Origin of the sequence: Streptomyces sp. NBC_01549, from assembly GCF_026339955.1 — a bacterium.
Lineage (GTDB): Bacteria > Actinomycetota > Actinomycetes > Streptomycetales > Streptomycetaceae > Streptomyces.
In genome coordinates this window covers 6,223,933-6,243,507 of record NZ_JAPEPW010000001.1, presented here as the reverse complement: position 1 = coordinate 6,243,507, position 19,575 = coordinate 6,223,933, and the positions used below count along the sequence as shown (strand labels likewise).

Here is a 19,575-nt window from a genome sequence, read left to right as displayed (position 1 = left end):
GTTCCTGATAGTTTACGGCGGCAGCGCGGGGAGCGGAGCCTGGAGGGGCGGGAAAGATGGGTTACATGGTCGACGACCTGCGTGAGGTGAAGCGGGCGCGGTACGCCGTGGCCGCCGTCTTCGCGGTGCACGGAGCGGTGACGGGCTCGTTCGCGACCCGTGTCCCCTGGATCCAGGACCACGCGTCCGTCAGCACGGGCCAGCTCGGACTGGCCCTCGCGTTCCCGGCGATCGGGGCCTCCGTCGCGATGCCCCTGGCGGGCCGGATCAGCCACCGCTTCGGCGCCCGCACCGCGCTGCGCGGGCTGATGTCCCTGTGGACGCTGTCGCTGATCCTCCCGTCCCTCGCGCCGAACATCTACACGCTGTGCCCGGCCCTCTTCGTCTACGGCGCGTCGGCGGGCATGGCGGACGTGGCGATGAACGCGCTCGGCGTCGAGATAGAGAGCCGCCTCGGCAAGTCGATCATGTCGGGGCTGCACGGCATGTGGAGCGCGGGCGCCCTGATCGGCTCGGCCGGCGGCACCCTCGCCGCACACCTCGGTTCGGACGCACGCCTGCACCACGCGCTGGCGGCCGGGGTCCTGACGGTCCTGGGCCTCACCGCCTGCCGGTGGGTGCTGGACCTGCGACCGGCCGAGGACGAGGCCCCGCCCCCGCGGTTCGCGCTGCCGCCCAAGTCCGCCCTGCTGATCGGCGCGATCGGCTTCTGCGCCGTGTTCGCCGAGGGCGCCAGCCTGGACTGGTCCGCGGTCTACCTGAAGGGCGAGCTGGGCACCTCGGCCGGTCTCGCGGCGGCCTCGACGACCGGATTCATGCTGACCATGGCACTGGCCCGGATCGTGGGCGACGCGGTGGTCAACCGGTTCGGCGCGGTGCGCACGGTGCGGGCCGGTGGCGTACTGGCCGTGCTCGGTGGGCTTCTCATCGTCGTCGCGGACCATCCCGCCGTGGCGATGAGCGGCTTCGCCCTCCTGGGCCTCGGCATCGCGGTCGTCGTCCCGCTCTGCTTCGCGGCGGCGGGGCACAGCGGCCCCAACCCCAGTCAGGCCATCGCGGGCGTCGCCACCATCACGTACACCTCGGGCCTGGTGGCGCCGAGCGCGATCGGCACACTGGCGCAGGCGACGAGCCTGGTGGTGTCGTTCGGGCTGGTCACGGTACTGGCGTGTGGCCTTGTCGCGTTCGCGGGGGTGCTGCGCGCGGGCGAGCGGGACCGGCCCAAGGTCAGTCCCGCGAGCGCAGCAGTTCCCGACCCGCGGCCCTGAAGCGGTCGCTCCACGGCGTGGGGCGCAGCGTCGCGGCGTCGAGCCGGACGAGGACCCGCGTCCCGTACGCGTAGGTGATCGCTGCGTCGGCCGAGCAGAAGCGGAAGCCGTACGTCAGTCCGGTGTTCCCCAGGCGTTCCAGCCAGAGGTGGACGGCGTACTCTCCGGGGCGGTTGATCGGGGCCTCGTAGCTGATCCGGAGTTCCTTGACGGCGTTGCAGAAGTCGCCCGCCGCCTCCCAGTCGCCCTCGTAGCCGAGGAAGCCGTGGTCGTTCCAGAGGGCGGCCCAGGCGCGTTCGACCATCAGCGGGTAGCGGGCGTTGTGGAGCAGGCCGAGTGCGTCCAGGTCGTCGAAGTGGACGGTGACGGGGAGGAGCCGCCCGTAGGCGAGGGCGGGGGCGGCGGGGGCTTCGGCGGTCACGGGCGGGGCTCCTGAGGGTGCCGGGTGGGGACGGTGGGTACACCTCCATCCTAAGCGGCCGCTCAGGAACCCCTGATCAGGGTGTTCGTACGCCTCCGGTCAGCCGGCGATCGAGTCCAGCTGCTCGGCGGCGGGCCGTAGCGCCCACAGGTCGCCGCCGGGCGGTGTCTCCAGCTTCGGCACCGCGGCTCGGGCCGCCCGGTCACCCGCGTCGGCCGCGGCGTGCACGATGTCACTGGCCGCGTAGCGGTGGAACTCCAGCTCCGGGTGGGGCCACGGCGTGGCGCCCGTCGCGGCGGGCAGCAGATAGTCGACGGCCTTGGCCAGGCTCTGGCCGTCGGGCCCCGTGTACCGCCAAAGGTTCACGCCGACGTGTCGGCCGATGGCCGCGAGGCGGGTGTAGGCGACGAGGTCGAAGGTCGAGTAGTGCCAGCTGCGGGTGCGGGTGAGCTCCTGGGGCTGGCTGCCGTCGGCGGCGACCTGTGGGTCGATCCGCTTGGGCTCCGCGCCGAGGACGGTCCGGCGGGCGAGGTCCTCGTCGCCGGTCGCGTACGCCAGGGCGGCGAGCTGCATGTCGTAGAAGGTGCCGTGGTTGTTCTCCGCGGCGCCCTCCTCGCCGCCGAAGGCACTGTTCTCCAGCCAGTCGCGGTAGTCGGTGTTCCAGGCGCGCATGGCGGTGCGGTCGCTCTTCGACCAGCCGGGGGCGCCCGTCTCCAGGATCGCGATCGCGTCCAGGACGCTGGTGTACGACTGCGAGAAGTCGATGATGCCGATGGCCCGGCCGTCGTACTTGCAGGGGATGAACTGCCCGTGGTTCAGGTTCGGGTTCATCCGGGTGGCCGGGGCGAGGAACCAGGTGCGCAGGACGGTGGCGGCCTTCTCGGCGTACTGCTTCCTGCCGGTGTAGTACCAGGCGAGCGCGAGATCGTAGGTCGAGTCGAAGACCTTCTCGACGTCCTGGCGGTCGGTGCCGGTGTCGACCTCGGGGTTGCGCTGACCGTCGCGCTGGACGTACGGGCAGCCCCAGGGGTTGTCGTCGGTCTTCGACTGGGAGGGCCACCAGTACGGGGCCTGGCTGAGGTAGTCGTGGACGTCCCCGCCGGGGGCGGGCTTGGGCTTGTCGACGACCGTCCAGGGGCCCTGGGTCAGCCAGTTGTCGGCGCGGGCCGTCAAGTCCTTGAGGGTGCGCTTCAGTTGGAGATCACCGCGGTCGAGGCGGAGCCGGGTCTCCTGGAGCCGGGTGCCGTCGAGGACGGCGGTCCGGGGAACCTTCGGCGCCGCGTGGGCCGAGGCGGAGGGGACGACGACCGCCGCGAAGGTCGCCAGGCCGGCGAGCAGAACAGCCAGACGGGGTCTTGCACTCATCGAGGCTCCGATCAGAGATGTGAACGCAGTTCATGAGTAAGACCGTGCGAGCGTAGAACTGCCAGGTACCCGTGACAATGGTCCGGACGAAGTTTCACGTACGAGGAAAGCGAAACCCACCATGGACCTCGGCGCGCGCTGACTTTCAGCGGCGCGGTCAGCGTCCAGGCCTGATCGGCCCGATGGTCCAGGCGCTGCTTCTCATCGACGTTGTGTACGGCGTGCTGTGGTATCGGCTGCTGCTCGACCACGCGCCGCTGGACGAGGCGGCGGGTCGGCAGCTTGCCTCGCTTTCCCTCCGGTCGAAAGCCAAGGCCATCGAGGAGAAGACCGAACTCCTGGCCCTCACACCACGCCGAGGTTCGTGAGAGCCGGTCAGACGTTCATGCGTGACAGGTGGTCGGGGAGGTCGGTGAGCCGTTCGATGCGGAGCACCGTCTCGTCTGCCGTCGGCGATGGTCCACCGGTGACGAAGTCGACGCCGCGGTCCAGCCAGATGCCGGTGAGCCCGGCGAGGGCAGCCGCGTTCACGTCGCTTTCCAGCATGTCACCCACGTTGACCGCCTGCGCGGGGTCCGTCCGCATCCACCGGCAGGCGGCGGCGTAAGCGACGGGCTTGGCCACACCGAGCTCGGTCGGGGTCAGGACGGCTTCGAAGTACTCCAGGAGGCCGAAGCGGGCGAGCTTGGCACGCTGCTGCTCGGGGTCCCCGTTGGTGAGAACAGCCAAACGCGGTCCTCGGGGAAGCCGTTTCAGGGTCTCCAGGCATGGCTGGACATCGGGATAGCACCGCCAGGACTCCTCGAACACGGTGAGGTAGCGCTCGGCGATCCAGGCGTCCAGAAGGCCGGGACTTTCAGGAACCGGCTCGCCGAGCATCGGCAGGAAGGAACGGAGCCTGTGCCGGTGATGCTCAGCGAACGAGCACTGACCGGCCAGGTACTCCCGCATGTGGCGCCCCTCGAGCGTCCACCACAACGTCACCAGCTCCTCCGGTGGAGCCGTCGCGTTCGGCGCGGCCTGGACGATCCGGCCGATCGCTTCCCAGACCGCGCTTCGATGATCGACCAGGGTGCCGTCCAGATCGAAGAAAACCACATCCGCCACAGGGTGATCATCTCGTGGCGCTTGCCCCTGACGCCGTAGTGGGTCCCGCGTCAACGTACTGGGCGGCCGCGCCGGTGCGCGCACTGCCGGAGACTCGCGGTCTGCGGAAGTCCCGAATTCCCCTTCGTGGCCGCCGGATGTCAGTCCTCGTCCGGGATTGCCTGGGCACCGTCCCGTCCAGGCATCCGGACGAAGGCCGGGTTGGCCGAGATCGCCGAAGACTCCATGCGGTCGGCCTCATCGGACGCGCCGTCGGCGCGCAGTGCCCGGATCAAGTCATGTAGGACCACCGGCTGATCCGCTTCAACCTCGCCCCCGTGACCGCGTCGACGTACTGGCCGCAGGACCAGTGGACCGCGCTCGCCACGATGATGTTCACCGGCCTTGCTCTGGTCGTACTGCGGGGCTTCTGGTCCCGCATCGCGATCTTCCTGGGCCTCATCTTCGGATACCTGCTCTCGTGGATCCTCGACCTGACGGCGGGCAAGATCCACTCGGCGGACGCGGGCGGCAAGGTCGTCGATCACTGGCGCCTCGACCTGACCCCGGTCAAGGAGGCCGACTGGATCGGTTTCCCCCACCTGCACGCCCCCTCGTTCAGCGGATCGGCGATCATCGTGGCCCTTCCGGTCCTGATCGCTCTGGTCGCAGAGAACACCGGTCACATCAAGGCCGTCGGCGAGATGACGGGCGACCCGTTGGACGACAGGATCGGCACCGCCATCATGGCGGACGGCGCGGCGACCATGATCTCGACGGTTGCCGGAGGCCCGGCGACGACCACGTACGCGGAGAACATCGGCGTCATGGCCGCGACCCGCGTCTACTCGACGGCTGCCTACATGTGCGCGGCGTTCTTCGCGTTGCTCTTCGGCCTCTGTCCGAAGTTCGGCGCGGTCGTGGCCGCGATTCCGGGCGGTGTCCTCGGCGGCATCACTGTGATCCTCTACGGCATGATCGGCCTGCTCGGCGCCCAGATCTGGATCCGCAACAAGGTCGACTTCTCCCAGCCGCTCAACCTGATCCCGGCTGCGGCCGGCGTGATCGTGGGCGTCGGCGGCGTGAGCCTGAAGATCACCGACAACTTCGAGCTCAACGGCATCGCCCTCGGCACCATCCTGGTGCTGACCGGCTACCACTCTCTGCACTGGCTCTCCAAGGCCGCGGGCACGGACCGACCGGCCCTTTTGGACGGCGGCCTGACGGAGTACGACCACCAGAAGGAGTCGTAGGCGTCCACCACGGGGCCGAGTCATACGAACCTCCCGACAGGCAAGCTCCACCAGACCCTGGTTCGCCAGGACGTTCACCTGCTGCTGATGCGGCGCAAGGAGCTGCTCCGTGTCCAGCGTCCAGCCATGCCCGGCCGCCAGCCCACGCTCGCACAGCGCCTCCAGGCGGAGACAGCGGCAGCACGCTCGGCGCGTGGCGTCGATGCCGGCGTCCTGTAGGACGCCGGCACGCTGGGGACGAGGACTCGCCCCGTCGGTAACCCACCACCCGCGACGCAGATTCGCGCAAGAATTTGCGCATCTTGCGTTCACTTGCGGTCTCGGAGCGCAAGTCCGCAACCACCGCCGTGTCGCGGACCGGACTGCGCGGGCCCGTAAATCTGACTCCGACGCCTGCCATTTGGCCGCCTCATCGGCTCGGAAGTGGCGCCCGCGCCGCCATCGCTCCTGAGTGATGGGTGCTTCTGGTGAATATTGTGCCGTTCCAGCTGTAGACCCACCCATGCCACTCTGCAATATTTCGATGAAACAACGCAAAATCCTGCCCACATGGTGCCCTGATGGAGATCTTCTCCGTCAGGTCGGCTCCTGTCGCCTGTACGCACCGCACCCCGCTCCGCACTGATCGTCCTGCACCTTTCTGCACCACTCCGCCGGAAACGAGCCGCCCTCGCCGCCCCACCGGCGCGCGAGCCTCCGCAGGAAGTGACCCCGCATGACTCGACACAAGCAGAGATCCACAAGGCGGCGCGCAACGACCGCCGTGCTCGCCTCCGCCGTCATGGTTCTGGGCCTGCCCGCCGTCGGCGCACACGCGGCCGGCGGCCCCAACGCCGCCGCGGACGCCGTGACCACGGCGGGCAGCACCCGCGGCGCACACGCCGCAGCCAACGTCACCGACGGCGACACCGACACCTACTGGCAGGCCGGAAAGAAGTCGGCCCAGTGGGTGCAGACCGACCTCGGACGGACCAAGCGCGTCCGCCAGGTCGTGCTGCGGCTGCCCGAGCACTGGCAGACCCGCAAGCAGACACTGGCGCTCCAGACAAGCGCCGACGGAAAGAGTTTCGCCACGCTCAAGTCGTCGACGCAGTACGTCTTCAGCCCCGGCAACGACAACACGGTGAAGGTCTCCTTCCCCACGACCCTCGCCCGGTACGTACGGGCCGACTTCAGCGCCAACTCGGTCGCCGGCACCGCTCAGCTCGCCGAGATGCAGGTCCTCACGACCGCCGCCGCGACACCCAACCTCGCGCAGGGCAAACCCTTCACCGAGAGCGGGCACGCCGACGTCTACGGCGCGGCCAACGCCGGTGACGGCAACCGCAACACCTACTGGGAGAGCACCAACAACGCCTTCCCGCAGTGGCTCCAGGTCGATCTCGGCTCGTCGGTCAAGATCAACCAGGTAACGTTGCGGCTGCCCGGCGGCTGGCCGAGCCGCAGCCAGACGTTCAAGGTCCAGGGCTCGACCGACAACCAGAACTTCACCGACCTGACGGCCTCGAAGGCGTACACCTTCGACAGCTCCAACGACCAGTCGACGACCATCTCCTTCGACACGACCACCACGCGGTACGTGCGCGCGCTGTTCACCGCCAATACCGGCTGGCCCGCCGGGCAGGCGTCCGAGCTGGAGGTCTACGGACCGGCGACCGGCGACACCCAGGCACCCACGGCGCCGTCCAACCTGAGCTACACCGAGCCGGCCACCGGGCAGATCAGACTGACCTGGAGCGCGGCCACCGACGACACGGCCGTGACCGGCTACGACATCTACGCGAACGGCCAGTTGCGGGCGAGCGTCGCCGGGAACGTCCTGACCTACACCGACACCCAGCCGGCCGGCAGCGACATCACGTACTTCGTGCGGGCCAAGGACGCAGCGGGCAACGTGTCCGCCGACAGCAACAGCGTCACCCGCAAGGGGTCGAGCGGTGACACCCAGGCCCCCACCGCGCCCGGAAACCTCGCCTACACGCAGTCGGGCAACGACGTGCAGCTCACCTGGCAGGCGTCGAGCGACAACGTCCAGGTCACCGGCTACGACGTCTACGCCAACGGCCAGGTCGTCAAGACCGTGGCGGGTGACGTCACGACGTACACCGACACTCCGTCGGCGGGGGCCACGGTCACCTACTACGTGAAGGCGAAAGACGCCGCAGGGAACGTGTCGGTGGCGAGCAACAGCGTCACCCGGACCGGTTCCGGCGGCGGTTCCGACCTCGCCCAGGGCAAGCCCATCGAGGCCTCCTCGTACACCTTCACCTACGTCGCCACGAACGCCAACGACGGGCAGACAGGCACCTATTGGGAGAGCGCGGGCGGCGCCTACCCGGCCACCCTCACCACCAAGCTGGGTGCCGACGCCGACCTCAACCAGGTGGTCGTCAAGCTCAACCCCGATGCCGCCTGGTCCACGCGTACGCAGAACATCCAGGTGCTCGGCCGCGACCAGGACGCGACCGCGTTCACCAGCCTCGTGGCCGCGAAGGACTACACCTTCAACCCGTCGAGCGGCAACACGGTGACCATCCCGGTCTCCGGCGCCGCCGCCGACATCCAGCTCAAGTTCACCTCCAACTCCGGTGCTCCCGGCGCGCAGGTCGCCGAGCTCCAGGTGATCGGCGCTCCGGCCGCCAACCCGGACCTCAAGGTCACGGGCGTCACCAACACACCCGCGGCCCCGGTCGAGTCGGACGCCATCAGCCTGACGGCGACCGTCACCAACAGCGGCCCCAGGGCGTCCAAGGCCACCGACCTGAACTTCACGCTCGGCGGCACCAAGGCCGCCACCGCGGACGTCCCGGCCCTCGCGGCCGGCGAGTCGACGGCGGTCACGGCGAGCATCGGCGCCCGGGATGCGGGCAGTTACCCGGTCGGCGCCGAGGTGGACCCGTCGAACAAGGTCATCGAGCAGAACGAGGCGAACAACGTCTTCACCCGCTCCGACTCCCTCGTCGTCAAGCCCGTCTCCAGCTCGGACCTGGTCGCCGCTCCGGTCGCCTGGACGCCCTCCAGCGCCTCGGCGGGCGACAACGTCGCGTTCACCGTCGCGATCAAGAACCAGGGGACGGTGGCCTCGGCCTCCGGCGCCCATGGCGTCACGCTGACGGTCCAGGACGCGGGCGGCGCCACCGTCAAGACGCTCACCGGCTCCTACAACGGCGCCATCGCGGCCGGCCAGACGACCGCACCGGTCGGCCTCGGCTCATGGACGGCCGCCAACGGCAAGTACACCGTCAAGACGGTCATCGCCGACGACGCCAACGAACTCCCGGTCAAGCGGGCCAACAACACCACCACGCAGTCCTTGTTCGTCGGCCGCGGCGCGGACATGCCGTACGACATGTACGAGGCCGAGGACGGCACGGTCGGCGGCGGTGCCAAGGTCGTCGGCCCGAACCGGACCATCGGCGACATCGCGGGCGAGGCGAGCGGGCGCAAGGCGGTGACCCTCAACGGGACCGGCCAGTACGTCGAGTGGACCACCCGCGCGGCGACCAACACCCTGGTGACGCGCTTCTCGATCCCGGACGGCACCGACACGACGCTCAACGTCTACGTGGACGGCCAGTTCCTCAAGGCCATCGACCTCACCTCGAAGTACGCCTGGCTCTACGGAAACGAGACCTCGCCCGGCAACTCGCCCGGCTCCGGTGCCCAGCGCCACATCTACGACGAGGCGAACGTACTGCTCGGCAAGACCGTCCCCGCCGGTTCCAAGATCCGGCTCCAGAAGGACGCGGCCAACACCTCCACCTACGCCGTCGACTTCATCAACACCGAACAGGCGACGGCGAACCCGAACCCGGACCCGGCCACGTACACGGTCCCGGCCGGCTTCTCCCACCAGGACGTACAGAACGCGCTCGACAAGGTCCGCATGGACACCACGGGCAAGCTCGTCGGCGTCTACCTGCCCGCCGGAGACTACGAGACCTCCAGCAAGTTCCAGGTCTACGGCAAGGCGGTCAAGGTCGTCGGAGCCGGGCCGTGGTTCACCCGCTTCCACGCACCCACCTCGCAGGAGAACACCGACGTGGGCTTCCGGGCCGAGGCCACCGCGGGCGGCTCGTCGTTCGCCGACTTCGCCTACTTCGGCAACTACACGTCCCGGATCGACGGTCCGGGCAAGGTGTTCGACTTCTCCAACGTCTCCAACATCACCATCGACGACATCTGGGTCGAGCACATGGTGTGCCTCTACTGGGGCGCCAACACCGACAACATGACCATCAAGAACTCCCGCATCCGCGACACGTTCGCCGACGGCATCAACATGACGAACGGCTCCACGGACAACCACGTCGTCAACAACGACGCCCGCGCCACGGGCGACGACAGCTTCGCCCTCTTCTCGGCGATCGACGCGGGCGGCGCCGACGAGAAGAACAACCTCTACGAGAACCTGACGTCGACGCTCACCTGGCGTGCGGCCGGTATCGCCGTCTACGGCGGCTACAACAACACCTTCCGCAACATCCGGGTCGCCGACACCCTGGTCTACTCCGGCATCACGATCTCCTCGCTGGACTTCGGCTACCCGATGAACGGCTTCGGGACCGATCCGACGACGATCGAGAACGTCTCCCTGGACAGAACGGGCGGCCACTTCTGGGGCTCGCAGGTCTTCCCGGCCATCTGGGCGTTCTCGGCCTCCAAGGTCTTCCAGGGCATCCGCGTCAACGACGTCGACATCGACGACTCCACCTACGGAGGAGTGATGTTCCAGACCAACTACGTCGGCGGCCAGCCGCAGTTCCCGGTGAAGGACACGATCTTCACCGACATCTCCATCACCAACTCCAAGAAGAGTGGGGACGCGTTCGACGCGAAGTCCGGGTTCGGCATCTGGGCCAACGAGCTGCCCGAGCCCGGTCAGGGACCCGCCGTCGGTGCGGCCACTTTCCGCAACTTGCGGATGAGCGGCAACGCGGAGGACATCCGCAACAAGACCACCACCTTCCAGATCAACATCCAGTAGCTCCCGACCGCACCGCATCGAGCGGGGCCGCCCTCCACAAGGGTGGCCCCGCTTCGCGCAGGAGCCGCTGCCGGACTCCGGCACGTCCTCCTACGACCAGGCCGAGGGCGAGGATCAGCGCGCCAGCTCATAGGCGTACTCCGCCGAGAACGTCCCCGGTGTGCCCTTGCAGCCGTCCGACTCCCCCGGCAGCTTCACCCACAGATAGGCGTCGATCCCGGCCTGGCCGGTGTCCAGGGTCGGCGCCCGGCCGATCTTCCGGCCCGCCGGATCGCACCACTCCCCGTCGGCCGGCGCGCCGTTGCCGTTGCGGCTGGTGTCGATGACGGCACCCAGGCGCGCGGGGCCGCCCAGCGCGGACAGCACCTGCCGGGCGTAGATGATCTCGTCGTTCGTACGGTGGAAGTTGGACACGTTGGTGAAGATGCCGTCGGAGGACGCGCCAGAGGCGGCGCCCGCCTGTTCGAGGAGCGCGGCCTGCCGGGCGGCCGGGTTCCAGGCGGAGTGGCCGGCGTCGTAGTAGACGCGGGCCCTGGGGTCGGCGGCCTTGAGGACGCGGCCGGCACGGGCCAGCGAGGCGAAGCGGGCGGCACGGTCGCTCGCGGGGAGGCAGCCGGCCTGGGCGACCGAGTCGGGCTCCAGGACGACGATGACCTCGTCGTCGCCGAGGCCCGCCGCGAAGTCGTCGATCCAGCCGTCGTACGCGGCGAGGTCGGGCGCGCCGCCCTGTGAGGCCCCGCCGCAGTCGCGCTGCGGGATGGCGTACGGCACGACGACGGGGACCCGGCCCTCGGCGGCGGCGCCCGCGGTCACCGCCCTGACCCGCGCGGTGATGGTGGCCGACGTGAAGTCGGCGAACCAGACGGCGGCCGGACGGTCGGCGATCCGGGACTCGATGACCGCGCGCCGGTAGTCACCGGGGTGGGCCGCGACCCAGTCCAGGACCTGGGAGTCGGGGTGGCTGTAGAGCAGGGCGGGGGACGCCACGGCCTTCGGCTCCTTCCTGCTCGGGGTGGGCGTCGGGCTCGGCTTCGGGGACGGGGGGTGCGACGACGGGGGCGGCGAGGCGGAGGTCCTGGTCGGGGAGGGAGTCGGTACGGCGGGCGGCTGCCGGAGGCCGGGCGAGCGGGTCACCAGCGGTCGGGCGTCGTCGGAGGGGCGCTCGCGGTCGAGGGCGGACATCGTCCCCGTCACCGCGCCGACCGCCATGACCACCGAGGCCGCCGCGACCATGGCGGCGCGCCGGGCCACCCGCCTGCGCTCGGCCCTGCGTGCGGCCAGGCGCCGCGCACGTAAGCCAGACACGTACCGCTCCCCCCGGTTCCCACCACGTTCCCGCCACCGCCGGCCAGATCCGCTCCTCCCGACACGGGCGTGTTCCCCCGTTCCGGGGATGCGCCCGGCCAGGCGTCACTCCGGTCAGCCTAGGACTGGGACCCTGCCCTCATGACGCAGTTGGAACAGTTCACCACCCCCGTGGACGCCGTCGTCTCCCGGATGCGCGCCCTGGCGGCGACCCTGCCCGAGCGGGACGGAGTCGCGGTCTTCAACCGCGTCTACCTCACCGTCACGGTGGAGGTCGAACGGCGCCTGGGCGCGGGGGAATTCCCGGACGGCGAGGCCGCGGTCACGCTGGATGTACGTTTCGCCGAGCGCTATCTGCGTGTGGCCGAGGAGGGGTCTCCACCCGCCTGCTGGCGCCCGCTGTTCCAGTTCCGGCGCCATCCCGGAGTACGTCCGCTGCAGTTCGCGCTCGCGGGCGTCAACGCGCACGTCGGACACGATCTGGCGCTCGCCGTCGTGGACACCTGTCGTACGCTCCGCTGCGAACCGGCCGATCTGGAGGACGAGTTCGAGCGCGTGGGTGACCTCCTCGTCTCGCTGGAGGAGCGCGTCCGCGAAGATCTGATGCCGGGCCCCGACCTCCTCCAGATCGCCGATCCGCTCACCCATCTGCTCGGCTCGTGGAGCCTGGAGAAGGCCCGCGACGCCGCATGGTCCGCGGCGCGGGCCCTGTGGGCGCTGCGCGGACTCCCCGACCTCGCCGAGGAGTTCGCCGACCGTCTCGGCAACGTGGTGGGCCTGGCCGGCCGGATGCTGCTCACGCCTCTGGGGGACTGATCCGGCCATACCGCCGCGTACGACCCGTAACTCACTCTCGTACGCGATACGTTCACGGTTCAAATGCCTGATGCGAAGGAGCACGAGCATGGCTGCTCGGCTGGGTCTGAGTCTTCCTCAAACACGCCAGTTCGACATCGGTCGCGACGTCCCGGACGTGGCGCGCACGGCTGAGGAGATCGGCTACGAGAGCCTGTGGGTGTTCGAGCGCGCCCTGTTCCCGGAGCCCGCGACACAGGGGCTGTACGGCGTCCCGAACCTGCCCTGGCCCGACTTGTACCGCGGCGTCGCCGAGCCGCTGGTGACCCTGACGCTGGCCGCGGCGGCCACGCAGCGGGCGCGCCTCGGCACCAGCGTGCTGGTCGCCCCGCTGCACGGCCCGTTCCAGTTGGCCAGGACCCTCGGCACGCTGGATGCGGCGAGCGGTGGCCGGGTCGTGGTGGGCCTCGGTACCGGCTGGTCGCACGACGAGTACGCCGCCGCGGGCGTGGCGCCGTTCGAGGAGCGGGGCCGGGTCCTGGACGAGGTCCTCGACGTGTGCCGTGCGGTGTGGGGCCCGGACCCGGTGTCGTACGAGGGACGGCTGACCAGGATCGAGTCGGCTGTGGTCGCCCCGAAGCCGGCCCGGCCGATCCCGATCCTGCTGCCCGCCTTCAGCAAGAAGGCACTGACCCGGCTCGTGGACCGGGGCGACGGCTGGCAGCCCGTGGCCCAGGGAGGCGCCGACCAACTCGCCGCCCAGTGGCGGCAGGTGCAGGACTTCGCGGCCGAGCGCGGGCGCACCGAGCCGATCCAGTCGGCGGTACGGGTCAACGCGCGCCCCTCCGCCAAGGCCTACGACGGCGCGGACCGCCAGCCCTTCCAGGGCAACGTCGACCAGATCGTGTCGGACCTGGTGCCGTACGCCGAGATCGGTCTCGACGAGTACTTCCTCGACCTCCAGGAGGGCCCGCGGGACGCCGAGGAGCTCAAGGACCTGGCCGCCGAGGTGTACGCGGCGGCGCGGGCGGCCGGAATCTGACCGGCCGCCCCACGAAGGCCGCCTCACGAGGGCCGGCCCAGGCGGACCGGCCCGGCTCAGTCCTCGGGCAGTTCCACCGGCGCGATCTCGTCGTAGACGTCGCCGGGCCCGGGGTTGGTCGGGTCGGTCGCCCCGCCCAGCTGGTGCATGACGCCCCAGACCGCGTTCAGCGCGGTCTGCACGGCGCCCTCGGCCCAGCCGGCCGTCCAGGAGATGTCGTCGCCGGCGAGGAAGATGCCCCGCTTGTCCTCGGGCAGCGCGTCCTGCATGAAGTGCGTGAACAGGCGGCGCTGGTAGCGGTAGTGGCCGGGCAGGTTCGCCTTGAACGCGCCCATGAAGTAGGGCTCGTTCTCCCAGGACACGGTCACCGGGTTGCCGATGATGTGCTTCCTGATGTCGACGTTCGGGTAGATCTCGCCGAGCGACTTCAGCATGACCTCCATCCGCTCGTTCGCGGACAGCGGCAGCCACTTCAGGCTGTCGTCGCACCACGTGTACGAGAGGCAGATGACGGCGGGCTTGTCCGGGCCCTCGTCGAGGAGGTAGGTCCCGCGGGTCATGCGGTCGGTGAGCGTCATCGACATGACGTCACGGCCCGTCGGATTTCCCTTGTCGTCGACGGCCTTGTCCAGCCAGAAGGGCCGGTCGACCGGCACGAAGAGCTTGGAGGACTCCATGTAGTGGGTCCGCTCGATCGCCGTCCAGTGGTCGATCGGGAACAGCGAGTCGTCGCAGGCGATCTTGGAGAGCAGCATCCAGGACTGGGCGGTGAAGATCGCCGCCCTGAACGTGCGGATGTCGCCGTTAGCGTCCGTCACCGTGATCCGGTTGCCCGCGGTGCGGTGCAGCCGGGTCACGGCCGGGCGCGGGGCGCCGTCGTGCAGCTTCGCGAGCGAGGTGCCGTACGCCCAGTGCACGATCTTCTGCGGCTCGCGCTCCCACAGGCGCAGCGGGAGCTGCTGGGAGCCGCCGACGATGCCGCGGTGGTGGTCGTCGGCCTCGGTGTAGACGACCCGGAGGATCTCGAGGATCGAGTTCGGGAAGTCGGTGTCCCAGCCGCCCGTGCCGAAGCCGACCTGGCCGAAGATCTCGCGGTGCCGGAAGGACTTGAAGGAGTCCGAGTCGCAGAGGAAGCCGTAGAAGGTCTGGTTGTCGAGCTTCTCGACGAGCTTCGCCCAGATCTCGCGGATGCGCGGCACATCGCGCTCGCGCATGGCCTGGTTCATGTCGGAGAAGTCGGCGCCCTCTTCGAGGCAGGCGTTCCAGGCGTTCATCACGTCGCGGTAGACCTGCGGCAGGTCGTCGACGGTGGTCGCGTAGTGCGACTCGCCCTTGAGGTCGACGACCGTCGAGGGAGTGGACTCCGCGAGGGGGTTGGGGAACGGCCGGGTCTCCAGACCCACCAGGTCGATGTAGTGCTGGAGGGCCGTGGAGGAGGGCGGGAAGCGCATGGCGCCCATCTCGGCGGTGAGGGACGGGTCGCACCCCTCGAAGCCCACGGTCCGCAGGCGGCCGCCGATCTCGTCGGCCTCGTAGACGACGGGCTTGAGGCCCATCTTCATCAGCTCGTAGGCGGCCACGATGCCGGACAGGCCGCCGCCGATGACCGCGACCTCGGTGCCGTGCTCGGTCGCGGGTATCTGGCCGAGGCCCGCCGGGTGGGCGAGGAAGTCGTCGTACGCGTACGGGAAGTCCGGTCCGAACATGGTGATCGGCGGCTGCTGCGCGTCGGCGTGCTGGACGGCGGTGGGCACCGTGGACGTCATGGGGTACGGACTCCTTGCGGGAAAGCTGGTGAGGGGAGGCGCCGGAGGCGGCCGGGTGTCAGACGAGCGACCCGTAGAGGCCGGGGCGGCGGTCCTTCAGATACGGGTTCGCCTCGCGCGAGGCCGCGAGGAAGTCGGGGTCGGCGTCGGCGAGGACGAGTTCCTCACCGCGTCCGGCCCGGGTGCGGGCGATCCCGTCGGGACCGGCCAGCGTGGACAGTCCGACGAACTCGAACTCGCCTTCCGGACCGACCCGGTTGACGTACGCGACGTACATCTGGTTCTCGAAGGCGCGCACCGGGACGACGGACTCGGCGACGAACTGGAACGGGTGCATCTGCGCGGTCGGCACGACGAGGAGGTCGGTGCCGGCGAGGGCGTGCGCCCGGACGTTCTCCGGGAACTCGACGTCGTAGCAGATCATGAGGCCGACGCGGAGGCCGTTCAGCTCGGCCTGGACGACGGGCTGGACGCCGGGTGTGAAGTGGTCGCGCTCGAAGCAGCCGAAGAGGTGGGTCTTGCGGTAGTTCGCGAGCCGGGTGCCGTCGGCGGAGATGAGCTGGGCGGAGTTGTGGACCGTCTCGCCCTCGCGCTCGGGGTAGCCGTAGGCGACGGCGACGCCGTGGCGGGTGGCGATCTCGGCGATCGCGTCGGCGGAGTCCCCGTCGGCGGGCTCGGCGAGGCGGGCGATGTCGTCGCCGATCGCGTACCCGGTGAGGAACATCTCCGGCGCCGCCACGAGCCCGGCCCCGGCGGCGGCGGCACGGCCCGCGGCCTCGTCGAGGACCTTCAGGTTCTCGACGACCGAGCCGGGGCGGCCGGAGCTCTGGAGCAGGGCTGTGCGCATGCGTGGTCCTCGCGGGTACGGAGGGGTTCGGGGGCTGTCTAGACGGTACGGGCGGAGGGCTCGGGGGGACAAGGAGGAGCCGTTGCGTGCCGGTGGACGAATCGTTGCGTGCGCCCGGCCTTGGGCGGCGATTCGTTGCGCGCCCTCGGACAGCGCCCGAAACCCCCTGAGGCGCAGGTCACAGACGTCGTCAAGAGCCGTCCCGACATCCCGGTCCGGGTTCGGGTCCGGGTCCGGGTCCGGGTCCGGGTCTCACAGCTCGCGCAGTCGCTCCACGATCTCGCGCAGCAGCTCCGGGTCGGCCGCCGGGGCGCCCGGTTCCAGGCGGCGCGGTGCGTCGATGCGTACGAGTCCGGCCTCGGCCAGGTCGCCGAGCAGCACGCGGACGACGGTCAGGGGCAGGTCGGCGTCGGCGGCGAGTTCGACGACCGGCCGGGGTCCGTGGCGCACCAGGGCCAGCAGGGCGGCGCCGGCGTGGTCGACACCCGGCCGGCCCTCGTCCGTCCTCAGGGCGGTGACCCGCGACATCAGATCGATCGTGTGCCGATCCGAGGGCCGGGTCCGGCCCCGTGTCACGGTGTAGGGCCGCACCATCGACCCGGTCTCGTCCTCGTACCAGTGGTCGTCGGTCACGGCCGGGTCAGGGGCCCGCGGGGTCGGCGGCCGACCGTACGGCGGCGGCCATGTGGCGGCCCACCCGGCGGACGAGCAGCGCCATCTCGTGGGCGAGCTGTCCGACGTCCGTCTGCACCTCGCTCAGGACGGCCAGCCGGCTGCCGTCGCCCGCCGGGGTGATGAAGAGATAGGCGTCGTCGAGCATCACCATGGTCTGGCGCACCTCCCCCGCGGCGAAGCGTTCGCCGGCCGAGCGGGCCAGGCTGTGGAAGCCGGAGCAGACCGCGGCGAGGTGCTCGATGTCCCGTCTGCGCATACCGTCCGAGCAGCTCAGCGGGAGGCCGTCGGCGGTGAGGAGCACGGCCTGCCGGACATGCTCGGTCCTCGCCACGAGGTCGTCGAGCAGCCAGCCCAGGTCCGCGCCGGGCGATTCGGCGGTGGTGCTCGTGGGCTCGATGGCCCGGTCGGAGTGCTCGGGGGTCTGGTCACGGAGCATCGTCGGCGTCCGTCCCTTCCTCGGTGTCGGTTCGCCGCTCGGAGCCGGGCCCGGTGGGCAGGCCCTTGCGGCCGCGGTCGAGGCCGCGCTGGAAGGCGCCGAAGACCGCGCGGACCTCCTCGGGGGTGACCTCGCGCTCCGGCGTCTCGTCGGCGGCCGGGCCCTCGGTGCGCAGCTGGGGGGCGAGGGAGGTCTGCCGGACTCGGGTGGGCAGGGCGGCCGGGCTCGTGGCCGGAGCGCTCTCCGGCGCGGGGTCCACGTGCCGCGTGTGTGCCTCTCGCGGTTTCCGGAGGACCGCGGTGCCCCTCGGGGAGGTCCGGGACGGCAGCGTTCGCCGGTCCGTGTCCGCCGCCGGCTCCGGCCGCTCGGGGTCGACCGGCGCGAGGACCGCCTCCGGCAGCAGCACCACCGCCGTCGTACCGCCGTACGGCGACCGGCACAGCGTGACCTCGATGCCGTGCCGTGCGGCGAGCCGCCCCACCACGTACAGCCCGAGCCGGTCGTGCCGGGTCGGGTCGAAGTCGTCCGGTGTGGTGAGGGTGCGGTGGGCCTCCTCGATCTGTTCGGGCTCGAGGCCGAGTCCCCGGTCGTCGATCTCCAGGACGAACCCGCCCCCGGTCCGGCCGGTACGCAGGGTGACCTGGGCCTGGGGCGGCGAGAACACGGTGGCGTTCTCGACGAGTTCGGCGATCAGATGGACGACGTCGGCGACGGCGTCCGCCGCGACACCCACCTCCGGCATCGGCGGGACCACGACGCGCGCGTACTCCTCGATCTCGCTCACCGCGGAGGCCATCACGCGGGCGACGGGTACGGGTCGGCGCCATCTGCGGCCGGGCGCCGCGCCGGAGAGGATGATCAGGCTCTCCGCGTGGCGCCGCATCCGGGTGGTGAGGTGGTCGATCCGGAACAGGTCGTCCAGGACGTCCGGGTCGTCGGTGCGCCGCTCCAGCGTGTCGACCAGTTTGAGCTGGCGGTGGACGAGCGCCTGGTTGCGGCGGGCGATGTTGAGGAGCACCGCGAACAGCCCGCTGCGCAGGGTGGCCTGTTTGACGGCGGCCTCGACGGCCGCGAGGCGGGCGGTGTTGAAGGACCGGCCGACCTGGCCGATCTCGTCGGCTCCCGCCTCCCCGTCGGCCAGGGGTGGTGCCTCGGTGGCGGCGTCCACGTCCTCGCCCGCACTCAACCGCCTCATCACGTCGGGCAGTTGGCGGTTAGTGAGGAGGTCGGCGGCGTCCCGGAGGGTCTCCAGACGGCGGGAGATGCGCCGGGCGCCGCGTACAGCGAACCACAGGGACAGTCCCACGGCGGCGAGTCCGAGCACACCGACGATCGCGGTCTTGGCCAGCTCCCGGTAGGCGAAGGCCCGTCCGCGTTCAGCGGAGTTGACGGCCGAGCGCGTGCACAGCTGCATGTACCGCTTGACCGCCCGGTCGGTGGTGGTGCGCCAGGAGCCGGCCGCGACGGCCTCCCCCGCGCCCCGCGCGCCCGCCCGCAGCAGGGCGTCCTCGCCCCGGGTCAACCCCCGGTACAGGAAACCGCGCTGGAACTCCTCGAAGAGCGCACGCGAGTCGGCGGGGAGGTCGGGCACATACGTCCGCTCGAAGACCCGGCGGTCCTCGATCGTCGCGGTGAGCGTGTCGTACTGGCGGTCGGTGAGCGATCCGGCGGCCCGCGCCCCGGCGACGAGGGCGTCCTCCCGGGAGACGAACTCCCTCACCCGCACCAGCTCGATGACCACCTGGGCCTCGCGCGCCAGCTGTCCGGCCTGCAGCGCGGTCAGCGCGGACTCGACGTCGAAGCCGGGTTCGACGAGGGTGCCGTACTCGGTGACCGCCCGGTCCCAGGTGATGGCGCGGGACAGCACCCGCTCCCGCAGCCCCTCCAGCCCGTCGAAGGAGCGCAGCACGGCGTCGAGCGCCTGTCGCTGCCTGCCGGAGAGCCGGCCGCGGTCGCCGTCCCGGATCGCCGTGCGCATGGCGGTCACGGCGCGGTCGGTGCGGCGCTGCTGCGCCATCAGGTCGAGGGCCGCCGCCGTGCCGTGGTCCGCGCCCAGGTAGGCGGCCGCGAGCCGCCGTTCGATCTGGATCTGGCCGACCGCCGTGTCGACGGGTGTCCCGAAGTCGTCGTACATCCCCTGGACCCGGACGAGCGCGCGCAGTTCGCCGGTGACGGACACCATGGCGAAGCTCCACAGCACCATGAGGGCGACCACCGGTGCGAGCGCGAGCGCCACGATGCGCGTACGGACCGTGGTGGGACGGCCGAAGGACCAGCGCATGGACTCCCCAGGACGACAGGACGGTCGGGTGGCCGGGCGACGGTTGGT

Annotated in this window: 15 protein-coding genes and 1 pseudogene; 6 read left to right on the top strand and 10 right to left on the bottom strand. The window is 70.6% G+C overall.

The features are described 5' to 3' along the window. Window positions 1–56 precede the first annotated feature (56 nt). A complete protein-coding gene (locus tag OG819_RS27910; protein WP_266623056.1) occupies window positions 57–1,268 on the top strand; it encodes an MFS transporter in 1,212 nt (403 codons plus the stop codon). Here OG819_RS27910 and OG819_RS27905 read toward each other — a convergent pair. Together OG819_RS27905 and OG819_RS27900 are read right to left on the bottom strand one after the other, a co-directional pair. Then, window positions 1,228–1,689 (bottom strand): thioesterase family protein, encoded by a 462-nt coding sequence (locus OG819_RS27905; RefSeq protein ID WP_266623058.1) that lies wholly within the window; start codon window positions 1,687–1,689, stop codon window positions 1,228–1,230. The two genes, OG819_RS27910 and OG819_RS27905, sit on opposite strands and share 41 nt — an antisense overlap. A gap of 99 nt (window positions 1,690–1,788) precedes the next feature. Further along, window positions 1,789–3,054 carry an alginate lyase family protein gene (locus tag OG819_RS27900; RefSeq protein WP_266651444.1) on the bottom strand — a complete coding sequence of 422 codons (1,266 nt, stop codon included), beginning with the start codon at window positions 3,052–3,054 and terminating at the stop codon, window positions 1,789–1,791. Window positions 3,055–3,131: 77 nt separating this feature from the next. On the opposite strand from OG819_RS27900, the gene OG819_RS58620 reads away from it, so the two are divergent. Then, window positions 3,132–3,422 (top strand): TetR/AcrR family transcriptional regulator C-terminal ligand-binding domain-containing protein, encoded by a 291-nt coding sequence (locus tag OG819_RS58620; RefSeq protein ID WP_323138108.1) that lies wholly within the window; start codon window positions 3,132–3,134, stop codon window positions 3,420–3,422. Between the two features lie 7 nt (window positions 3,423–3,429). On the opposite strand, the gene OG819_RS27890 is transcribed toward OG819_RS58620, so the two are convergent. Beyond that, the gene (locus tag OG819_RS27890) at window positions 3,430–4,161 is read right to left on the bottom strand and encodes an HAD family hydrolase (protein ID WP_266623065.1); all 732 of its coding nucleotides are present in this window, start codon (window positions 4,159–4,161) and stop codon (window positions 3,430–3,432) included. A gap of 140 nt (window positions 4,162–4,301) precedes the next feature. After that, complete coding sequence (locus OG819_RS27885; RefSeq protein WP_266651443.1) at window positions 4,302–4,451, bottom strand: hypothetical protein; 150 nt, start codon at window positions 4,449–4,451, stop codon at window positions 4,302–4,304. 3 nt (window positions 4,452–4,454) lie between these two features. Here OG819_RS27885 and OG819_RS27880 point away from each other — a divergent pair. Both OG819_RS27880 and OG819_RS27875 read left to right on the top strand, forming a co-directional pair. Beyond that, window positions 4,455–5,393 (top strand): annotated as a pseudogene (locus tag OG819_RS27880) (uracil-xanthine permease family protein); the annotation flags it as partial. A gap of 715 nt (window positions 5,394–6,108) precedes the next feature. Continuing rightward, a complete protein-coding gene (locus OG819_RS27875) occupies window positions 6,109–10,380 on the top strand; it encodes a discoidin domain-containing protein (protein ID WP_266651442.1) in 4,272 nt (1,423 codons plus the stop codon). A 114-nt stretch (window positions 10,381–10,494) separates the two neighbouring features. Here OG819_RS27875 and OG819_RS27870 read toward each other — a convergent pair whose 3' ends face one another. Then, entirely contained in the window at window positions 10,495–11,613 is a 1,119-nt protein-coding gene (locus tag OG819_RS27870) for a glycoside hydrolase family 6 protein (protein ID WP_266652865.1), read from the bottom strand. Window positions 11,614–11,826: 213 nt separating this feature from the next. On the opposite strand from OG819_RS27870, the gene OG819_RS27865 reads away from it, so the two are divergent. Then, window positions 11,827–12,501 (top strand): DUF5995 family protein, encoded by a 675-nt coding sequence (locus OG819_RS27865; RefSeq protein ID WP_266623077.1) that lies wholly within the window; start codon window positions 11,827–11,829, stop codon window positions 12,499–12,501. A gap of 88 nt (window positions 12,502–12,589) precedes the next feature. Next, window positions 12,590–13,522 carry an LLM class F420-dependent oxidoreductase gene (locus tag OG819_RS27860; protein ID WP_266651441.1) on the top strand — a complete coding sequence of 311 codons (933 nt, stop codon included), beginning with the start codon at window positions 12,590–12,592 and terminating at the stop codon, window positions 13,520–13,522. Between the two features lie 56 nt (window positions 13,523–13,578). On the opposite strand, the gene OG819_RS27855 is transcribed toward OG819_RS27860, so the two are convergent. The 5 genes from OG819_RS27855 to OG819_RS27835 form a co-directional block, all read right to left on the bottom strand. Next, window positions 13,579–15,288 (bottom strand): NAD(P)/FAD-dependent oxidoreductase, encoded by a 1,710-nt coding sequence (locus OG819_RS27855; RefSeq protein WP_266623081.1) that lies wholly within the window; start codon window positions 15,286–15,288, stop codon window positions 13,579–13,581. A gap of 58 nt (window positions 15,289–15,346) precedes the next feature. Further along, window positions 15,347–16,135: a carbon-nitrogen hydrolase family protein gene (locus OG819_RS27850; protein ID WP_266581041.1), complete on the bottom strand. Its 789-nt coding sequence runs from the start codon at window positions 16,133–16,135 to the stop codon at window positions 15,347–15,349. Between the two features lie 252 nt (window positions 16,136–16,387). After that, window positions 16,388–16,768, bottom strand: coding sequence for a DUF742 domain-containing protein (locus tag OG819_RS27845; RefSeq protein ID WP_266623085.1), 381 nt, complete (start codon window positions 16,766–16,768; stop codon window positions 16,388–16,390). A gap of 7 nt (window positions 16,769–16,775) precedes the next feature. Further along, window positions 16,776–17,246 (bottom strand): roadblock/LC7 domain-containing protein, encoded by a 471-nt coding sequence (locus tag OG819_RS27840; RefSeq protein WP_266651440.1) that lies wholly within the window; start codon window positions 17,244–17,246, stop codon window positions 16,776–16,778. Next, a complete protein-coding gene (locus OG819_RS27835; protein ID WP_266651439.1) occupies window positions 17,236–19,527 on the bottom strand; it encodes a nitrate- and nitrite sensing domain-containing protein in 2,292 nt (763 codons plus the stop codon). The genes OG819_RS27840 and OG819_RS27835 overlap by 11 nt, the downstream gene beginning before the upstream one ends. Window positions 19,528–19,575: the final 48 nt, after the last annotated feature.

What these genes read in the sequence shown, in the direction of transcription:
- OG819_RS27910 (WP_266623056.1), top strand. Translation starts at nt 57, where the DNA reads ATGGGTTACATGGTCGACGACCTGCGTGAGGTGAAGCGGGCGCGGTAC.
- OG819_RS27900 (WP_266651444.1), bottom strand. Translation starts at nt 3,054, where the DNA reads ATGAGTGCAAGACCCCGTCTGGCTGTTCTGCTCGCCGGCCTGGCGACC.
- OG819_RS58620 (WP_323138108.1), top strand. Translation starts at nt 3,132, where the DNA reads ATGGTCCGGACGAAGTTTCACGTACGAGGAAAGCGAAACCCACCATGG.
- OG819_RS27875 (WP_266651442.1), top strand. Translation starts at nt 6,109, where the DNA reads ATGACTCGACACAAGCAGAGATCCACAAGGCGGCGCGCAACGACCGCC.
- OG819_RS27870 (WP_266652865.1), bottom strand. Translation starts at nt 11,613, where the DNA reads ATGGTCGCGGCGGCCTCGGTGGTCATGGCGGTCGGCGCGGTGACGGGG.
- OG819_RS27865 (WP_266623077.1), top strand. Translation starts at nt 11,827, where the DNA reads ATGACGCAGTTGGAACAGTTCACCACCCCCGTGGACGCCGTCGTCTCC.
- OG819_RS27860 (WP_266651441.1), top strand. Translation starts at nt 12,590, where the DNA reads ATGGCTGCTCGGCTGGGTCTGAGTCTTCCTCAAACACGCCAGTTCGAC.
- OG819_RS27855 (WP_266623081.1), bottom strand. Translation starts at nt 15,288, where the DNA reads ATGACGTCCACGGTGCCCACCGCCGTCCAGCACGCCGACGCGCAGCAG.
- OG819_RS27850 (WP_266581041.1), bottom strand. Translation starts at nt 16,135, where the DNA reads ATGCGCACAGCCCTGCTCCAGAGCTCCGGCCGCCCCGGCTCGGTCGTC.
- OG819_RS27840 (WP_266651440.1), bottom strand. Translation starts at nt 17,246, where the DNA reads ATGCTCCGTGACCAGACCCCCGAGCACTCCGACCGGGCCATCGAGCCC.
- OG819_RS27835 (WP_266651439.1), bottom strand. Translation starts at nt 19,527, where the DNA reads ATGCGCTGGTCCTTCGGCCGTCCCACCACGGTCCGTACGCGCATCGTG.